The organism is Providencia sp. UF-183 (assembly GCF_058246155.1).
In genome coordinates, this window is the sequence record NZ_JBSICD010000024.1 from 57,384 (window position 1) to 73,307 (window position 15,924).

Annotated in this window: 10 protein-coding genes; 1 reads left to right on the forward strand and 9 read right to left on the reverse strand. The window is 39.3% G+C overall.

From position 1 onward, the window contains the following. The first annotated feature begins 45 nt into the window (after positions 1-45). Positions 46-1,389 carry an amino-acid N-acetyltransferase gene (gene argA / locus AC4IFT_RS18860; RefSeq protein WP_490735858.1) on the forward strand — a complete coding sequence of 448 codons (1,344 nt, stop codon included), beginning with the start codon at positions 46-48 and terminating at the stop codon, positions 1,387-1,389. Positions 1,390-1,497: 108 nt separating this feature from the next. Here the strand turns inward: argA and AC4IFT_RS18865 are convergent, their stop codons facing one another. From AC4IFT_RS18865 to AC4IFT_RS18905, 9 genes are all read right to left on the reverse strand, one after another. Next, positions 1,498-2,067: a hypothetical protein gene (locus AC4IFT_RS18865; protein WP_490735860.1), complete on the reverse strand. Its 570-nt coding sequence runs from the start codon at positions 2,065-2,067 to the stop codon at positions 1,498-1,500. 70 nt (positions 2,068-2,137) lie between these two features. Next, the gene (gene recD / locus AC4IFT_RS18870; protein WP_490752257.1) at positions 2,138-3,985 is read right to left on the reverse strand and encodes an exodeoxyribonuclease V subunit alpha; all 1,848 of its coding nucleotides are present in this window, start codon (positions 3,983-3,985) and stop codon (positions 2,138-2,140) included. Beyond that, positions 3,985-7,596 carry an exodeoxyribonuclease V subunit beta gene (gene recB, locus AC4IFT_RS18875; protein ID WP_490752258.1) on the reverse strand — a complete coding sequence of 1,204 codons (3,612 nt, stop codon included), beginning with the start codon at positions 7,594-7,596 and terminating at the stop codon, positions 3,985-3,987. The genes recD and recB overlap by 1 nt, the downstream gene beginning before the upstream one ends. Next, a complete protein-coding gene (gene ptrA, locus AC4IFT_RS18880; RefSeq protein ID WP_490735866.1) occupies positions 7,593-10,496 on the reverse strand; it encodes a pitrilysin in 2,904 nt (967 codons plus the stop codon). Before ptrA ends, recB begins: the two co-directional genes overlap by 4 nt. 17 nt (positions 10,497-10,513) lie before the next feature. Further along, positions 10,514-13,891 (reverse strand): exodeoxyribonuclease V subunit gamma, encoded by a 3,378-nt coding sequence (gene recC / locus AC4IFT_RS18885; protein WP_490735868.1) that lies wholly within the window; start codon positions 13,889-13,891, stop codon positions 10,514-10,516. Next, positions 13,869-14,255, reverse strand: coding sequence for a prepilin-type N-terminal cleavage/methylation domain-containing protein (locus AC4IFT_RS18890; protein WP_490735870.1), 387 nt, complete (start codon positions 14,253-14,255; stop codon positions 13,869-13,871). The genes recC and AC4IFT_RS18890 overlap by 23 nt, the downstream gene beginning before the upstream one ends. After that, complete coding sequence (locus AC4IFT_RS18895; RefSeq protein ID WP_490735872.1) at positions 14,252-14,689, reverse strand: YgdB family protein; 438 nt, start codon at positions 14,687-14,689, stop codon at positions 14,252-14,254. The genes AC4IFT_RS18890 and AC4IFT_RS18895 overlap by 4 nt, the downstream gene beginning before the upstream one ends. Continuing rightward, positions 14,689-15,294: a prepilin peptidase-dependent protein gene (locus AC4IFT_RS18900; RefSeq protein ID WP_490752260.1), complete on the reverse strand. Its 606-nt coding sequence runs from the start codon at positions 15,292-15,294 to the stop codon at positions 14,689-14,691. The genes AC4IFT_RS18895 and AC4IFT_RS18900 overlap by 1 nt, the downstream gene beginning before the upstream one ends. Next, entirely contained in the window at positions 15,288-15,776 is a 489-nt protein-coding gene (locus AC4IFT_RS18905) for a prepilin-type N-terminal cleavage/methylation domain-containing protein (protein ID WP_490752262.1), read from the reverse strand. The genes AC4IFT_RS18900 and AC4IFT_RS18905 overlap by 7 nt, the downstream gene beginning before the upstream one ends. Between the last annotated feature and the right edge of the window lie 148 nt (positions 15,777-15,924).

Genomic DNA, 15,924 nt, shown 5'->3' on the forward strand with positions numbered 1-15,924 from the left:
AAAAATACATAATTAACGAATAAAAATTCACTTAAGAGGGTTGTTATGAAAGAGCGCAGCACCGAGTTGGTTGATGAATTTCGCCATTCGGTACCTTATATAAACGCCCACCGCGGCAAAAATTTCATTATTATGCTTGGTGGTGAAGCGATTGCGCATGAAAATTTTCCAAGCATTGTCAATGACATAGGGTTATTACATAGCTTAGGGATCCGAATTATTGTGGTCTACGGCGCTCGCCCGCAGATTGAAGATATTTTAGCGGAACACAAATACGATGCGGTTTACCATAAACATACTCGTGTAACTGATTCAAATACACTTGAATATGTTAAACAGGCATCTGGCGCGTTACAACTTGATATTACTGCACGTTTATCAATGAGCTTAAGTAATACACCATTGCAAGGCGCCCACATTAATGTGGTCAGTGGTAATTTTGTCATTGCACAACCGCTTGGCGTTGATGATGGCGTTGATTACTGCCACAGTGGCAGAATCCGCCGCATAAACGAAGAAGCTATCAATAATCAGTTAGATAATGGTTCTATTGTTTTAATTGGCCCTGTTGCTGTTTCTGTAACAGGGGAGAGTTTTAATCTCACTTCAGAAGAAATTGCAACTCAGCTAGCCGTGAAAATGAAAGCCGAGAAACTCATCGGGTTCTGTTCTTCTCAAGGTGTTGTAGACAAAGATGGCAATATCTTATCTGAATTATTCCCTAATGAGGCAGAGAACCGAATCCAAGAACTTGAGTCTGAAGGAGATTACTACTCAGGAACTGTGCGTTTCTTGCGTGGTGCAGCAAAAGCCTGTCGCCGTGGAGTACGCCGTAGTCACCTTTTAAGCTACCAAGAAAACGGGGCTCTTATCCAAGAATTGTTCTCTCGTGACGGTATCGGTACGCAGATTGTAATGGAAAGTGCTGAACAAATTCGTCGTGCAAATATCAATGATATTGGGGGTATTTTAGAGTTAATTCGACCATTAGAGCAGCAAGGTATACTTGTTCGTCGTTCACGTGAACAACTCGAAATGGAAATCGATAAATTCACGATTATTGAACGAGACAATTTAGTAATAGCTTGCGCCGCCCTTTACCCATATCCTGAAGAAAAATTAGGGGAAATGGCTTGTGTGGCCGTTCATCCAGACTACCGCAGTTCTGCTCGCGGAGAGGAATTGCTTCACCGTGTTGCGGTACAAGCAAAACAATTTGGCTTAGAAAAATTATTCGTGTTGACGACACGCAGTATCCACTGGTTTCAAGAACGTGGTTTTACCCCTGCGGAAATTGAAATGCTGCCATTAAAAAAACAGGCTTTATATAACTACCAGCGTCGCTCTAAAATTTTAATATTAGATTTAAAGAGCCAATCTGATAAGTAGTATTCTCTGTTTGAATAAAATAAGTGTTGGTTAGTGTAGTGTATGCCCCCAAATTACGAATGGATACCTAATTTGGGGGCATATTATTCATTGTTAATATCGACCTAGTTAAGCAATTTGTACAATTCTTGCTTTTTCACAAAGTGGATTGGCATCTAAATGAGGCTTTATTATCGCTTCCATTTCAGCAAAAGAGCTACCATAAAAATAGAAGGCTGTTTCTGTAGGGCCATCCCACACGCCGTGAATACTTCCGATATCTTCAACCGCTTCATCTAATACATCAAAAACGTCGTTAATGTCGCCATTTTCATAAACCTCATCGGCTAGCTCGGTACCATTAAAATAAACAGCTAAACCTTCGTGTTCACCGAAATCGATACGAATATCTTCACCATGAATAAATAAACGAGATCCTTTTGGCGCTAGCATTGAGGTAAATAGTTGGATAATCATGCTAATATTCTCATCACTTGCATCGGCAACGGCCAACTCAATATCACATTCTTGTGCTTCACCATTATCGCCTAATAGTGTGCCCCCACCCGCGACATGAATATCTTTATTCAGGCTTTTCATGACTTCATCAAATGCATCTTCTAAGTCTGCACGCCTAACAGGTTCTAATCTCGCATTTAACGTAATGGTTACTGCGGTCATCTCTTGCTGGTTATCCATATCATTACCTTTAAATCATCATTATCCGCAAGTTAAGCCGTTTAATTGCCTAAACGCCCTCTTGCTATGTTTACATTAGCTGTCTCGTTAGCCCACTACGACGCTTGGTTGGTGTTTCGATTGCTCGACGCAATACCTTCGGGTTGCCATAAAGGGAAAGTTCTTTTTTTGCTCGAGTGATTGCGGTATATACCAACTCTCGAGTAATAACGGGTGAATATAATTGGGGTAACACAAATGCGGTATGAGCAAATTCCGAACCTTGGGATTTATGAACTGTCATCACATAAGCCGTTTCATGTAAAGGAAGACGGTTAGGCTGCACACCTCGAATTCCTCCATCTGGAAACTGGAAATAAGCCCTCAGATTGCCCTCTTCATCAGGTAAAATGATACCAATATCGCCATTGAACAGCCCTAATGGGCTATCGTTACGGCTGATCATAATTGGCCGACCTGCATAATGTTTATTCAAATGGTTATAAGGCCGATTAATAAGACCTTGCCGATGGAGTAGTTTTTCAAGTTTATCATTTAGCCCCACGACACCAAAAGGCCCTTCTCTTAGTGCAGTTAACAAACGATATTGATTGAACTTAGATAAGATGTCTTCAGGGGATTTATTGGCTTTCACCGCAAGCAAATAATCTTCATAGCAGGCTGAAGCATCGAGTAAAATTTTCACATAATCATCTGCGGTTTCTTGCACATAATTATGCACATCCGATTGCCCTTGATTTAATAACTTTTGAGCTCGAGTTGAATTACCCTCGTTAACAGCAAAAGCGAGTTGCCCAATACCTGACTCTGCCGAAAAACGATAACTTTTACGTAATAAGCATAGGCTATCACGGATAGCTGGCCCCTCGGCTGAAGAATATTCACCAAGTGAATAACCTGTAATTTCTGCTAATTGTTTCGCTCTTTCAGGGCTATAACCAATATCAGCAAACTGACAAATATCCCCCAGCACTGCCCCAGCCTCTACCGAGGCAAGTTGGTCTTTATCACCAAGAAAAATCAGCTTTGCATTTTCAGGTAGCGCCTCTATCAGCTTTGCCATCATAGGCAAATCAACCATAGACGCCTCATCAACAATTAAGATGTCTAACGATAATAAATTATTGCGATTAAAACGAAACTGCTGGCTTTCAGGCTGAGCCCCAAGTAATCGATGCAACGTTTTTGCTTGGCTTGGTAAAACTTCACGTTCTTTTTCTGTCAACGGCATACTTTTCAACGCATTACCAAGCGATTCCGTTAGCCTTGCCGCCGCTTTCCCTGTTGGAGCCGCCAGTTCAATTTTTAATTGTTGTTCAGTTCGAGTTTCCAGCTTAATTAGAGCCGCCAGTATACGAGCAACTGTCGTTGTTTTCCCTGTACCTGGCCCCCCTGAAATAATGGAGACTCGGCTGGTTACAGCAACTGCAGCTGCAATTTTTTGCCAATCAATTTCGTTTGAAATAGGAAAAAGGCTATCTAACACAGCTTGAATTTGTTGATTCTGGCTATTTTTAACTGATGTGTTAGAGAAAAAATGTGCAACACATTGCTCATACTGCCACATCCGTTGAAAATACAAATAATTTTCCGAAAGCAATAACGGAGAAAGTCTATTTTCTGATGTTAAAGAAACCGCATCTGAGCTTTGCACAGCTTGATAAATCTTTTCTTCGTCGGGATGCCCCATTTTCTGCCAGAAATCATTAGCAAGCTCTTGGTGTCGCCCTGAAAATAGGTTATCAAGTGTCACGTCGGATAATGCTAAACACACATGCCCCGTCATGGTTTCTGCACTCAGTAGCGCAGCAATAACCAATAAAATAGGACTATTTTCATCAGCAATGCTGTAAGCAAATTGCACATCTAAAGGCGTAAAAATGTGCTCTTCAATCCCTCGATTAAAAAGAGATTTCATTAGTATGCCTCCTTGTCGGGTGTATCGCTAAACAAGTGGTCGAAAGCTTGAATAAACTCTTTTACAGGACGATAAAAGAAAATACCATTTTGTGAATTAACGTTATCAATCCCTCTTAAGAAGAGATAATACACACCACCGAAATACGTTTCGTAATCATAGTCTGGTAAACGTTGTTTTAAATAGCGATGTAGCGCTAAAGAATATAATTGATATTGTAAATCATAACGATGGTCGATCATGGCTTCAGCCATCGCTTCTTGAGTGTAGTATGAAGCATCTTCACCAAGGTAATTCGATTTATAATCAAGTAAATAGAATTTTCCATTCCAATAGAATGTTAAATCGATAAACCCTTTTAAAATCCCCTGAACTTTTTCAAAATTCAATGGTGGGCACCGCTTAGATAACGGGTCATATTCATGCGTTATATTATCTACGTTTTTTGCATTAATAATGGCGTCAATAGGCAAATAAAACTGCATTTCATCTAGCTGGTCTTGCGGCTGCAATGCAGATAAACAGAGCCCATCCTCAGCAAGGGGGGCTTCTACGATTGCCTTTAACCACTCCTGCAACATTGGAGCCCATTCAACATCAAACCCTGAACTTTCGAGTTTTTCTGTTAACCAGTCGAGTGCAACAGGCTCACTAAAGCTAATTTCTTCCATCAATGTATGCAAAAAAGTTCCGGGGGATGCACCTTTAGGAAATTGATGAGGGGTTAAGGTATTAGCGCTTTCATCTTCTTGTTGCTCGATATCAATACTAGCCTCAACATCCATTTTAGGTGCCAATGAATTTGCAAACTGTAATGGAGAGATAGTTTGCTCATCTTCTGAATGGCTTGCCCCATAACTCAGCCCTGAGTAGCTTGTTACTCGCCAATAATCGTCAAAATAGCGTGTTAGCTCCCTAGCCATTAAATCATCATGCATTTGTGTATCGAGAACTAGTCTTTTAGATTCAACCTGATCAATAGAAATGACATCAATAATTTCGTTACTAATCTCACTTAACATACTATTTAGCAGCGAATAATCTCCTGCTTCTCCTTTTTGGATAACATAACCGAGTGCCGATAAATGTAAGTCAGTTTCTCCACTTTTCTTTCTATTCCCCTTTATTAACGGGGCAATACCAACACTACAATGGTAAATAGCACGAGTTAATGCCACATATAATAAACGAAGATCTTCTGCTAAACGTTCTTCATCTGCTAAAGCAACAGTTTCATCACTATCTTCTATATCTAACCTCGTGCCATAGTCATTTCGGTCATGATATAAGCCTTTAGATTGCGGTAAGAAATTACTGGCAAAAGGTAACCATACAATTTTATATTCAAGGCCTTTAGATTTGTGGATTGTACTAATTTGAACAAGGTGTTTATCACTTTCCAAGCGCATCTGCTGTGCGTCTGATTGGTGGTCAGGATGAGCTATTTGTTGCGCTAACCAGCGTGTTAGTGTGTGCTCACCTTCAAGTTGAAGTGACATTTCCTGCAATAGCTCACCGATATGCATGACGTCCATTAACCGCCTTTCACCATCAGTCGCAGATAATAATGTTTCAGCAATATGACGCTGTGACATTATCATTCTTAGCATTGGCAATACGCCTCGCTTTTGCCAGACGGTCAAATAGCGAGAGAACTCATCAACAAGACCCTCCCATGCTTTTTCATCATGGTTAAGCACATCAATATCTTCAGCTGTTAGTCCTAAAATCCCTGTCGCGAGTGCACTTCGTAATACCCGTTCTTTTTCAGGGGCCAACACCGCCTGTAATAGCCATAATAAATCCCTAGCTTCAGGTGTTGAAAATACACTTTCACGATTTGACTGAAAGACAGAAGGAATATTTAACTGATTTAAAGCATCTCGAATCAACACAGCTTCACGACGACTGCGCACCAGCACGGTAATATCTGACGTAGCCACAAAAACCTGTTTTTCATTATTTTTAAAGTAAGTTTCACCATCTAACCCACCTTGAAGATATTGTGCAATTTGCGCTGCACACTGTTTCGCAATGGCTTGTTCATATTCAGATACGGAAACCGCTTCTGCATCTAACTGCCAAAAAGTGAGCGCTTTGACTTCATGATTTTTGTGGACCAGTTTTTTCCCTGCATTTTGTTGTGCGAAATTAACAGGCTGGAATGGTATTTGTTCAAAAATAAAAGGTGATTGGCAATGGCTAAACACGCGATTTATGGCTTCAACCATACTTTGTGATGAACGATAGTTAGTTTCTAATGTGTAGTGAGCACTAACTTCCTTTTTCGCTTCAATATAGGTAAAAATATCTGCGCCACGAAAAGCATAGATGGCTTGTTTTGGATCGCCGATAAATAAAAGAGCCGTATTATCAACACCTTGATAAATTCGCTGAAAAATACGGTATTGCTGTGCGTCTGTATCTTGGAACTCATCAATCATCGCCACAGGAAAGCGCTGGCTAATCGCCTGTGCTAAGAACTTTCCGCCATCATGGCTAAGCGCACGATCCAAGCGAGTTAAAAGGTCATCAAAACCCATCTCCCCACGGCGGTGTTTTTCATCCGCTATCGTCTGCCTAACTTCTGAAATCGCTAATGGAATAACAATATCTTTTAAAGTTAATGATTGAGTGAGTAACGTCTCAATTTGCTGAAAAACCTCGTGCTCAGGGCCTTGGCCACTTTTTGATTTCTCATGCAATACTGTTTGAGAAAAACGAATAAGATCTTTTGGAAAGTCATAATCTTGGGTTACTTCTTCTGCCCATTGACCAATTTTTATTAGCCAACTAGGCAAAAAACGAGAACTGTAACTTCGTTTATCAACGTCAGAGTCCGCAATTAGCTTTTCGAAATCCCCTGCATTTTCTCGCCAAGATGATTTCACTGATTCAATCAGAGAAATTAAGCGTTGGTGCCGTTCCTCCAATGACTCTTGAACCTTGGGCTGATTAATAATGAGCGGCATATCCCCTTGTAGAAAAGGCCTTATTTCAGCTAAAAGCGCTTCAGGACCATTCCATTCGGACTGCACGACTTTAGTCATTGAATAATCAAGCGGGTAAAAATGACGGCGCCAAAAATCTGCACAAGCCTGCTTTTGAATCGGAAATTCATCTTGGATCATTGTTTGCTCAAAGAGTACTCCTGATTCAAATGCATTATGCACTAGCATTCTTTGGCAAAATCCATGGATAGTATAAATGGCGGCTTCATCCATTTGCCGTTCAGCAGCCAATAACCACTCTTCTGCAAATTTTAGTTGCTCTTCACCTGAAAGCTCACCTAGTAATTCCAGATACTCAGGTTGAGATTCAAACCCAACCCCATTTCGTAAGCAAACCAAACGCATTTCATGAATTCGCTGGCGAATTCGCCCACGCAATTCATTCGTTGCGGCTTCCGTGAATGTCACAACCAATATTTCTTCAACACTAAGCGGCCTAGGAAACGCATTTTCGCCCCCCAGACCTAATAAAAGTCGCAGATAGAGTATACCAATGGTGTATGTTTTTCCTGTCCCTGCCGAAGCTTCAATCAGTCTTTGTCCACTTAGTGGCAAAGAAAATACATTCAATAATTGGGACTCTACCTGCATTTTATTCACTCAGCATCTTCCTTTATTGGCAAAATCTTTTGTAACTCTGAAGCTGTTGGGTAAAACACCCAGCCTTTCAATTGAGCAAAACCGGACTTATCGTCAACACCTTGACCAATGACTTGCGATGTTAACGCTAGCCCTTTGCGTTTAATGACTGCATTTTCATAATATTCAATGACTTGATTTTTAGTTGCTGACCCTAAAGCTGATAACACTTTATCACGAGTATCAAAGCTAAAAATATTGCGTGAAAAGTCTGATGAATAACGTCCTAGCTCTTCGTAGAATGTCTGCGGTGGCTGGTTCATTTCAGTGATAATTGATTGTTTATACTGATTAAATTCATCAACTGGTAGTTTTTTAAGCTTATCTAAGGCCTGAATATAAAATGCTTGATAGCGCGTGTTAAGATAATCTGGTGTCTTAGCATTGCTTTGTAGTAAAAAGCCCATCCCCCACTGATCACCTAAGCCAGATTTAAATGCAAATACTGCATAACCTAGCTGCTCATTAGTCCTTAATTGATCATAGAACCAAGGCTGAATCACCTTCGCTAAGATACCTGACAACACTGCGCCATCTATACGGCTATAACCATCTGGCACAAAGATTTCAGCAAGCGCGTTATCGGTACTATTCCCTTGTTTATGGAAATCAGCTAAATAGTTTTTATCAATAACGACCACATCGCCACGCCACCATTCAGTCCCCTCACTATTTAATAGCTTTTGAGCATCCTGAATTGTTTTGATGCTTTGCGACTCATTAATGTTACCGAAAACGAGTGCTTGTAATGCCGCGCTTTTCACCAATAGCTGGCGATAATGCGTTAGGTCACTAAGTGATATTTTATCCAACTCTGCAAGGCGCTGTTCTTGTTCAAAGTAAGGGACACTATTAATACGCTGAAGAGGTTGCATTGCTAATTCATAAGCTTTCGCATTATTTGCGACAGCAATTTGTTCCTTATACCAAGATTTTGCCTGTGCTAACTCTTGCTCTGTAGGCTCAAAGCTTAAATACAGCTTAGTCATGGACAAAAAGAGCTCAGGTAAATGTTGGGTATAACCGCTGGCATTAAGCTGTAAGCCAACACCTTGAGAAACGGAAACAGACATTCCTGCAACCGATGCTTGATATTGCAGTTCATCCATTTTTAATGAAGAAATATATTGCAGTAATGCCCCTGTCACTTGGTCTTTCGCAGTTTGGTCACCTTGTTTTGTACGCAAAGACAACGTGATACTTGCTTTTGGCTCATCTGCAAAATATTGGCTTGGCATATATAACACACGAGTATTTCCTTTTTCATAAATAAACTCAGGGTGTTTATAGACCTTTTCAGATTTAATTAATGGTAGTTTATCGGCAATATAAGGGTTTAATGTTGGTAATTTAAAGTGCATTTTTGACTCTAAACTATCCCAATCTTTAAACTGTTTTTGCGTGATCTGATCAACTTGGTAAGGTGCTTCGACAAAATACGCTTTTTTGTTGCTTGGTTCGTCAGGGCTAATAAACCAAATTCGCGCATTTTTAGCCGTCAGCTCAGATAGACGTTGCTTAATAGCAGCAGGGTCATATTTATCCGCAATATAATCAGAATCAAGTACATGATTAACAGGGACATCTATCATTTGATCAGATAACCATTCGATGTAGTTCATATCCCTAACAACTGAACCATAACGGAAAGATAAGTTAAGCACTTTTGAAATTTCATCAAAGTAACTTTTGCTTATGCCATCATTTTTGATTAAATCAATATAAGAAAAGATAGCGGCAATAATCTGGTCACGCTCCTGCAACCCTTTATCCGTTAAAGTGACATAGATAGAAAAAGAACCATAATTTCTGTCTGCATTTGGCGATGCTGATGCACTTATCCCTTCAGCTAAACCTTGTGAAATCAGCCAGTCAGCTAATGTTCCAGGGCTACGATTTCCAAGTAAGTAACTAATATAACTATCACTTTTGCTACGAAAATCCGCCATGTTATTTTTAATGCTAAACTCAATTTGAATCGCTTTTTGCGGTTGAGCTGGCACGTAATGAATAATAATGCCTTTTTCTTTATCTGTAACCGCTTGAGTACTAATGGCTGGAACACTGGCATTAAAATTAGGAATACGACCAAATGTTTCTTGCGCTATTTTCGCGAGAGAATCAATTGATTGATCACCATAGAGAACACCATTCATCAAATTCGCTGAATAATAATGTTTATAAAAACCAACAAGCTCATCCTGTAATTTACTGTTAGGCTTATCTTTTAACGTTTCTAAGTTACCACCAGAAAAACGAGAATTAGGATGTTGCGGGTTTAGTGTTTCAGAACGCACTTGCCATATACGCATTCCATCGCGAGAACGTGCCATCGTTAGTTCCGCATTAACCGCATTACGCTCTCTATCTGCATTGATAGGATCTAATAACGGTTCTGCTAATGCATCAGCTAATCTGTCAGTCGCTTCTTTTAAGGCGCCATTCTCTACTTCAAAATAGTATGCTGTACGATGAGGTGCTGTACTTGCATTATGACTACCGCCATGTTTTTGTAAAAACTCAGAAAAGCTACTTGGCTCAGGGTATTTTTTAGAACCCATCAATACCATATGTTCTAAATAGTGAGCTAAGCCTAATTGGCTGTCTGGGTTTTCAATACTTCCTACAGGGATGGAAACGGCAGCCAATGATTTGGTTGCTTTAGCATCAGAAACCAATAAAACCGTCATATCATTATTCAGCTTTATTGCCTTATACTCGCGAGGATCGCTTTCACTCTTATTAATAGTTTCAGGCAACAATTGCCAGAGTGGTTGAGCCGCAATAGCAACAGCACTGCCACACCCTAATACTATGAATAATAAGAATAGTTGGGCGATCTTTTTGGATAAATATTGCATCCTATAATGCACTCCCGTTATTTTAAATATTTAGTCATTGGCTGTAAAAAACGCTGAGTATTCTGTATCAGCGACTGAACCATTGTACTGTTCAAGTTTCTACAAGCCCTCAACACGTAATCATCTTCCATCTCGCCTTTTTTCATCGAACTCCCTTGCAGACTTTGAATTAAGGCTGATAATGCTTTTTGTTGGCTTTCTTCTGATGAAAAGTCATATTGCTTCGTTTTTTTATCAAAACAAGCCGTTAACCAATTCCAGCCACTTTGGTTTAAAAGAATTAATGGCGTGTTTAGACCTTCACAATAACCTTTTACTAAGCTTTTTAAGTAACCTAATGCGTCATCTTGTTCAATGGATGAAAACTGCCAAATACTGTTATCACGCCCCAATGCAACACTTTCCCCTTCACCAACCTGAGCATTAAAAAAAAGATGCTCAATCCATAATTGAATACCGTCATTTGCAGTTAGGTAAGCTGGCCGATAACGTAATATGCCTGCTTCGTGCACATTCTTAAGCTGACCTGTAATTTTGATCCCATCTATTTCACAATCTATTGGGTAATCAAACTGCTGAACCTCATACTCTTTTATTTTTTCAGCGAGAGGAACAATTTCATTGAGTTGTTGTTCCCAAAAAAGCTGACCAAATTGTTTTGCAGGCAATTGCCCCGATGCTTTAAGCGCATGATAAAAAGGATCAGGGCTTTCCTCTTTGACAAGCAAATCTAAAATTTGATCATTAATTTTATAGCGTTGTAACCGCCCAAGAATAAAAGGTTCCTCTTCAGGAAGTTCAGTTTCTTCAATTGAAAAATGCACTTTCAGACGCTGCTGGAAAAATGCACGAATAGGGTGGCGATAAAAACGCAAAAGTTGCTCCAAGGAAATATGCGTAATTTCCTCTTCAGGATCTTTGAGAACTGAACAAAAAGAGTTTTCTACTCGCCCGGTTGTCTTAGCCGCTGGTAACCACTCTTTTGCAAAACTTTGATAAGGTGTTTGAGGAATATAGTTTTCTTTCGCAAAAGGTACTCGGGTATGCTGGGTGACCAGATGAGATTTTAACTGCTTAGAACTATCATCAATATTAAGTAACTCATCACCTTCCAAGCAGAAGCTTTGACAAATATAATCAAGTAATTCAGACACTAAGACAGACGGGTTACATGGTTGATTATCACGAATTGAAAGACCAATATAGCTGATATAAAGCTGCTTAGTTGCCGAATTGAGCGCCTCTAAAAAAAGGTATCGGTCATCATCTCGACGCTTTCTATCTCCTCTTGCAGGTTTCTCTGCCATCAAATCAAAACCTAGAGGTGGAATGCTTCGTGGGTAAATGCCATCATTCATGCCAAGCAAGCAAACGACCTTAAATGGAACAGAACGCATTGGCATCAATGTACAAAAGTTGACTGCTCCGGCTAAAAAGCGTTGGCTCATTTTTTCGTCATCAAAACGAACTGAAAGCTCGTCTCTGATCAAGCGCAGTGGAATAGGTTTGTCATAACCTGATCCCATAGCATTTTCGATGATTTGATGCCACTGTTCGGTTAAAAGAGCCAGAACTAGCTCTGTCTCACTATCAACTATAAAGCAGCTATCAATAAGTTGCTGACAAAGTTCTTTCCATTTATCAAGTGGTCGTTCTTGCTCTAATATTGTACGCCACTCTCTTAATGTATTAATCAATAAAGCTAATTTACCCGCTAATTGTGCAGCTAAGCCACTACATTCATCATAAGGCAAAATACCGTTCCATGGCCCATTTCGGCTATCCATCGCATAACCTAATAACATTCGGCTCAAACCAAATTGCCATGTATTTTGCCCTATAACAGGTAAAGCAAACGAGCGTACATTGTCATCATCTAATCCCCAACGGATCCCTGACTCATTCACCCAACGACGCAATAAACTTAGCTCACTTTCATCAATTCCAAAACATTGAGAAAAAGCCTTAACCTCAAGTAAGGCGAGGACTTGTTCTGTTGAAAAACGGCTTTGAGGCAAATCTAACAACATAATAAATGCTTGTAAAATTGGATGGGCTTGCAAAGCTTTTCTGTCAGAAATAGAGAATGGAATATAGCGCGTGGATGCAGCATTACCAAAAACAGATTGAATATAGGGAGCGTAGCTATCGATATCTGCTACCATAACAATCACATCCCTTGGTGTTAAGGATGGATCCTCCTCAAAAATAGCCAGCAAACGGTCTTGTAATACTTCAACTTCACGTTGTGCACTGTGGCATAAATGGAATGTTATGGAATCATCCCATTCTTGTATTAATCTTTTTCCTTGGCTCGTTTCATAGCTTGCCAATGTTGTGCCAAGCTGAGCATGGTTTTCAAGGTCTAAAATATCTTGCTGGATATTTTCTAGTAGGCTCGCCCTACTGGTATCAACATAAGCAAAAATTTCATTCGCTGTATCAATTTGAGAAATAAAATATAAATTATCTCGCCCCAGCTTTCCCCACGAAGCTAGTAACGGATTAACAATATCCTGCTCACCATCATCATTAAATAGATGAGGTACATGCTCTTCAATTTTAAAACGTGATATTTCATGTTTATCAAGATAATGGCGTAATTTTCTTTGTTGTAGCTTAGCTAAAAAAGAGGCACTTTGAATATCCCCCCAATAGTAACGACAGGGGTTTGTAAACATCAAATGGATATCTGTATGCTCTGCAATTGCACTCAAAGCTTGAAGATAAACAGGAGGAAGAGATGAAACTCCACAAATAAAAATACGCTTAGGAAGCATTTTTCCTAAAGAGGGTGTACTTTGCAATTTGCCAATAAAATTTTCGTATAAATTAGCGCGGTGCCAAGGTGATTGGTTTAATTCATTTGAGTATTCAACTAGACATAACCACAGCCTTTTTTGCCATAGTTGATTGGTACTAAGCCCTTCTATTAGCTCATTTTGTTGCCATTTTTCAATCCATTGAGGCCGATAAACTAAATATTGGTCAAAGAGGTCTGCAACTCTGCCCGCAAGCTGATGAAGTTTTCTTTTGTCTGTATCATGCTGCAAATAATGCCTTAACGGTTCAAATTCTTCCTCATCAATAACAGTGGGTAAAATCGTCATTAATTTCCATGTCATTGCTTGCTTGGTATATGCACTTTCTTTCGGAATATCTGGCAGGATGCATCTAAACATATCCCAGATAAATGTAGCTGGAAGTGGGTAGTTTATATTCGCTGCAATCCCAAATTGTTTTGCGAGTTCAATCTGTAACCACTGGGACATTCCAGGGCTTTGCACTAAAATAATTTCCTGCTCAAAAGGATGCGATAAAGGTTCATTTTTCATTAAATGAGCAATGAGCTCTTTTAACAAATCTAATTGGTTAGAATGATAGACTTGAAACATGACGCTCTCCTATTGAGCAATACCAACGGCTAAGCGAAAGCCGTTGCCTAGGAATAAGTAATGAAACCATCAACTCAGAGCAAAACTCCGCTGGGTAGCGGTGATTGCGTTCAATCTTCCCAACAGAGTATCGTAAATCTGTATCAATGAAAGGCCTTTCCGTCTTCGAAATTTCATCATTTGGTATTCTTTGGTTTTCTAATACACTATGCAATTCTCTGATAGCCATTGAACTCTTATATAATTGATTAAAATTCAACATGATATATTGTGTATAGTTTAACAAAGCAATAAGCAAGATGGCAAAAACGACCATAGCAATTATAGATTCTATTAATGCAAACCCTTGTTGATGTATTTTCACAAACAAAATCCCTTTTGTTTAACTGGGCAGTAATCTAACCAACCATTCTTACGAGGCGTAATTTTCTGTTTCAGAGCATCCCATTCAACCCATTGATATACTTTAATATCTAAGCCATCCTTATAAGGGCTTTGACCCGATAAAATAGAAATTGAACGACTATAAGGTTTTAAGCAACTTGTCCAATTTTGTGTTGCATTCTGCTGACAAATCCATTTTTTCTTTATATTCGTTTCCCAAGATAATGTTAGCCCCCATGCCAATGCCGATTCAGCCCGATTAAACTCATTATAATATTTCGTTTCTTTGTGCCACTCATCCTGTGCACGTCTTTGGAAAAAATGGAGAGAGCTGATTAATAACAAGCCCATTGTCATTAAAACCACAGTCATCACTAAAGCAATATTACCTCTTTGGCTGTCCATTTTTACCATTATAAATTCCTAAGTTTTACAGCAATTCGATAATCAAAGGCCTGTCTAGGTAATAACTTTGTTTCAACACTCATAACAACTTCAAGTAGTTGAATATTCATAAGCCAATTAAAGGACAATTTTTTTACAGTCACCAATTTTGCATCAAACAATGACTGCCAGCGTGTTCCTCTACAATCCCTAACATTCCGGTTTGACTCTAACTTTCCATTATTTAACCGATAACCAAAAAAATCTGTCTCAGTTGTTTTTGACTTAACATCAACCCATTTTCCTGATAAATCTTGGTCATAAGCAAAAATGATACACGTGTTTCTCCCCTCACTTAATGATTTAGCACTAATCGCTATCGGCTCACCAGCACAGTCAGAATCGCTACAATAACCAATACGCCTAAAGTCCTTTTCCATATTCAGTAAGATTTGCCAGACCTCCCTATTTAACTGATATTGAAAATACGCTCTATAAGCTTCCTTAAAGATTGAAGGAATACTACTCATCACAGCAATACAAATAAGGCTACTTATCGCCATCGCAACCAACATCTCTATTAACGTAAATCCCCTTTGTTTTGTCTTGTTTAAGTAACGTATTGGGATCAACATTTAGGTACTCCAGCCACACTGCGATGTGAACACGTTCTAACCCGCCCTAAAGCAGACATGTAAACAGAAATAGCATCATTTTTATTCTTTAACTGAAAACTAAATGCGCGGCTTGTCCCTTGCTTTCCATATAAGTCAACTGAGGTTCGTGTTGATTTAGCAAGCTCAATTCCCTGATATTTATCAGACGTTATTTTTCCTAGCTCTTGGTGTGTATTTGCATCTTTAATGGATATCCACCAATTAGTTTTCCCTAAACTCACTAAAAGGATCTGATGCCGATTTAAATAAATCCCTTCTTTTACATAACCATAAATAAATTCAGATAGTTGCCTCGTCGTATCAACGAGTCGTTGCCGCTCTATGTGTTTTTGCCAGTAATACAACCCCGAAAAAGTAGTCAAAGAACAAATAAATAGCACAACTAAAACCTCAATTAATGTGAAACCTAGCTGCTGAATTTGGCTAAACCCGTTTTTCATAAATACCTCCGTGTATGGCATATATGCAAAGGAGAATTCTGCCTGAATTCACACACGTAACGAGCCAATATTTTCTTATTTACATAGCGCTTCCCAAAAGAATGTATATGCCCTAGACACATTCAAATTGTTTTGCGAAGCGCTTCGC

What these genes read in the sequence shown, in the direction of transcription:
- argA (WP_490735858.1), top strand. Translation starts at nt 46, where the DNA reads ATGAAAGAGCGCAGCACCGAGTTGGTTGATGAATTTCGCCATTCGGTA.
- AC4IFT_RS18865 (WP_490735860.1), bottom strand. Translation starts at nt 2,067, where the DNA reads ATGGATAACCAGCAAGAGATGACCGCAGTAACCATTACGTTAAATGCG.
- recD (WP_490752257.1), bottom strand. Translation starts at nt 3,985, where the DNA reads ATGAAATCTCTTTTTAATCGAGGGATTGAAGAGCACATTTTTACGCCT.
- ptrA (WP_490735866.1), bottom strand. Translation starts at nt 10,496, where the DNA reads ATGCAATATTTATCCAAAAAGATCGCCCAACTATTCTTATTATTCATA.
- recC (WP_490735868.1), bottom strand. Translation starts at nt 13,891, where the DNA reads ATGTTTCAAGTCTATCATTCTAACCAATTAGATTTGTTAAAAGAGCTC.
- AC4IFT_RS18895 (WP_490735872.1), bottom strand. Translation starts at nt 14,689, where the DNA reads ATGGTAAAAATGGACAGCCAAAGAGGTAATATTGCTTTAGTGATGACT.
- AC4IFT_RS18900 (WP_490752260.1), bottom strand. Translation starts at nt 15,294, where the DNA reads ATGTTGATCCCAATACGTTACTTAAACAAGACAAAACAAAGGGGATTT.
- AC4IFT_RS18905 (WP_490752262.1), bottom strand. Translation starts at nt 15,776, where the DNA reads ATGAAAAACGGGTTTAGCCAAATTCAGCAGCTAGGTTTCACATTAATT.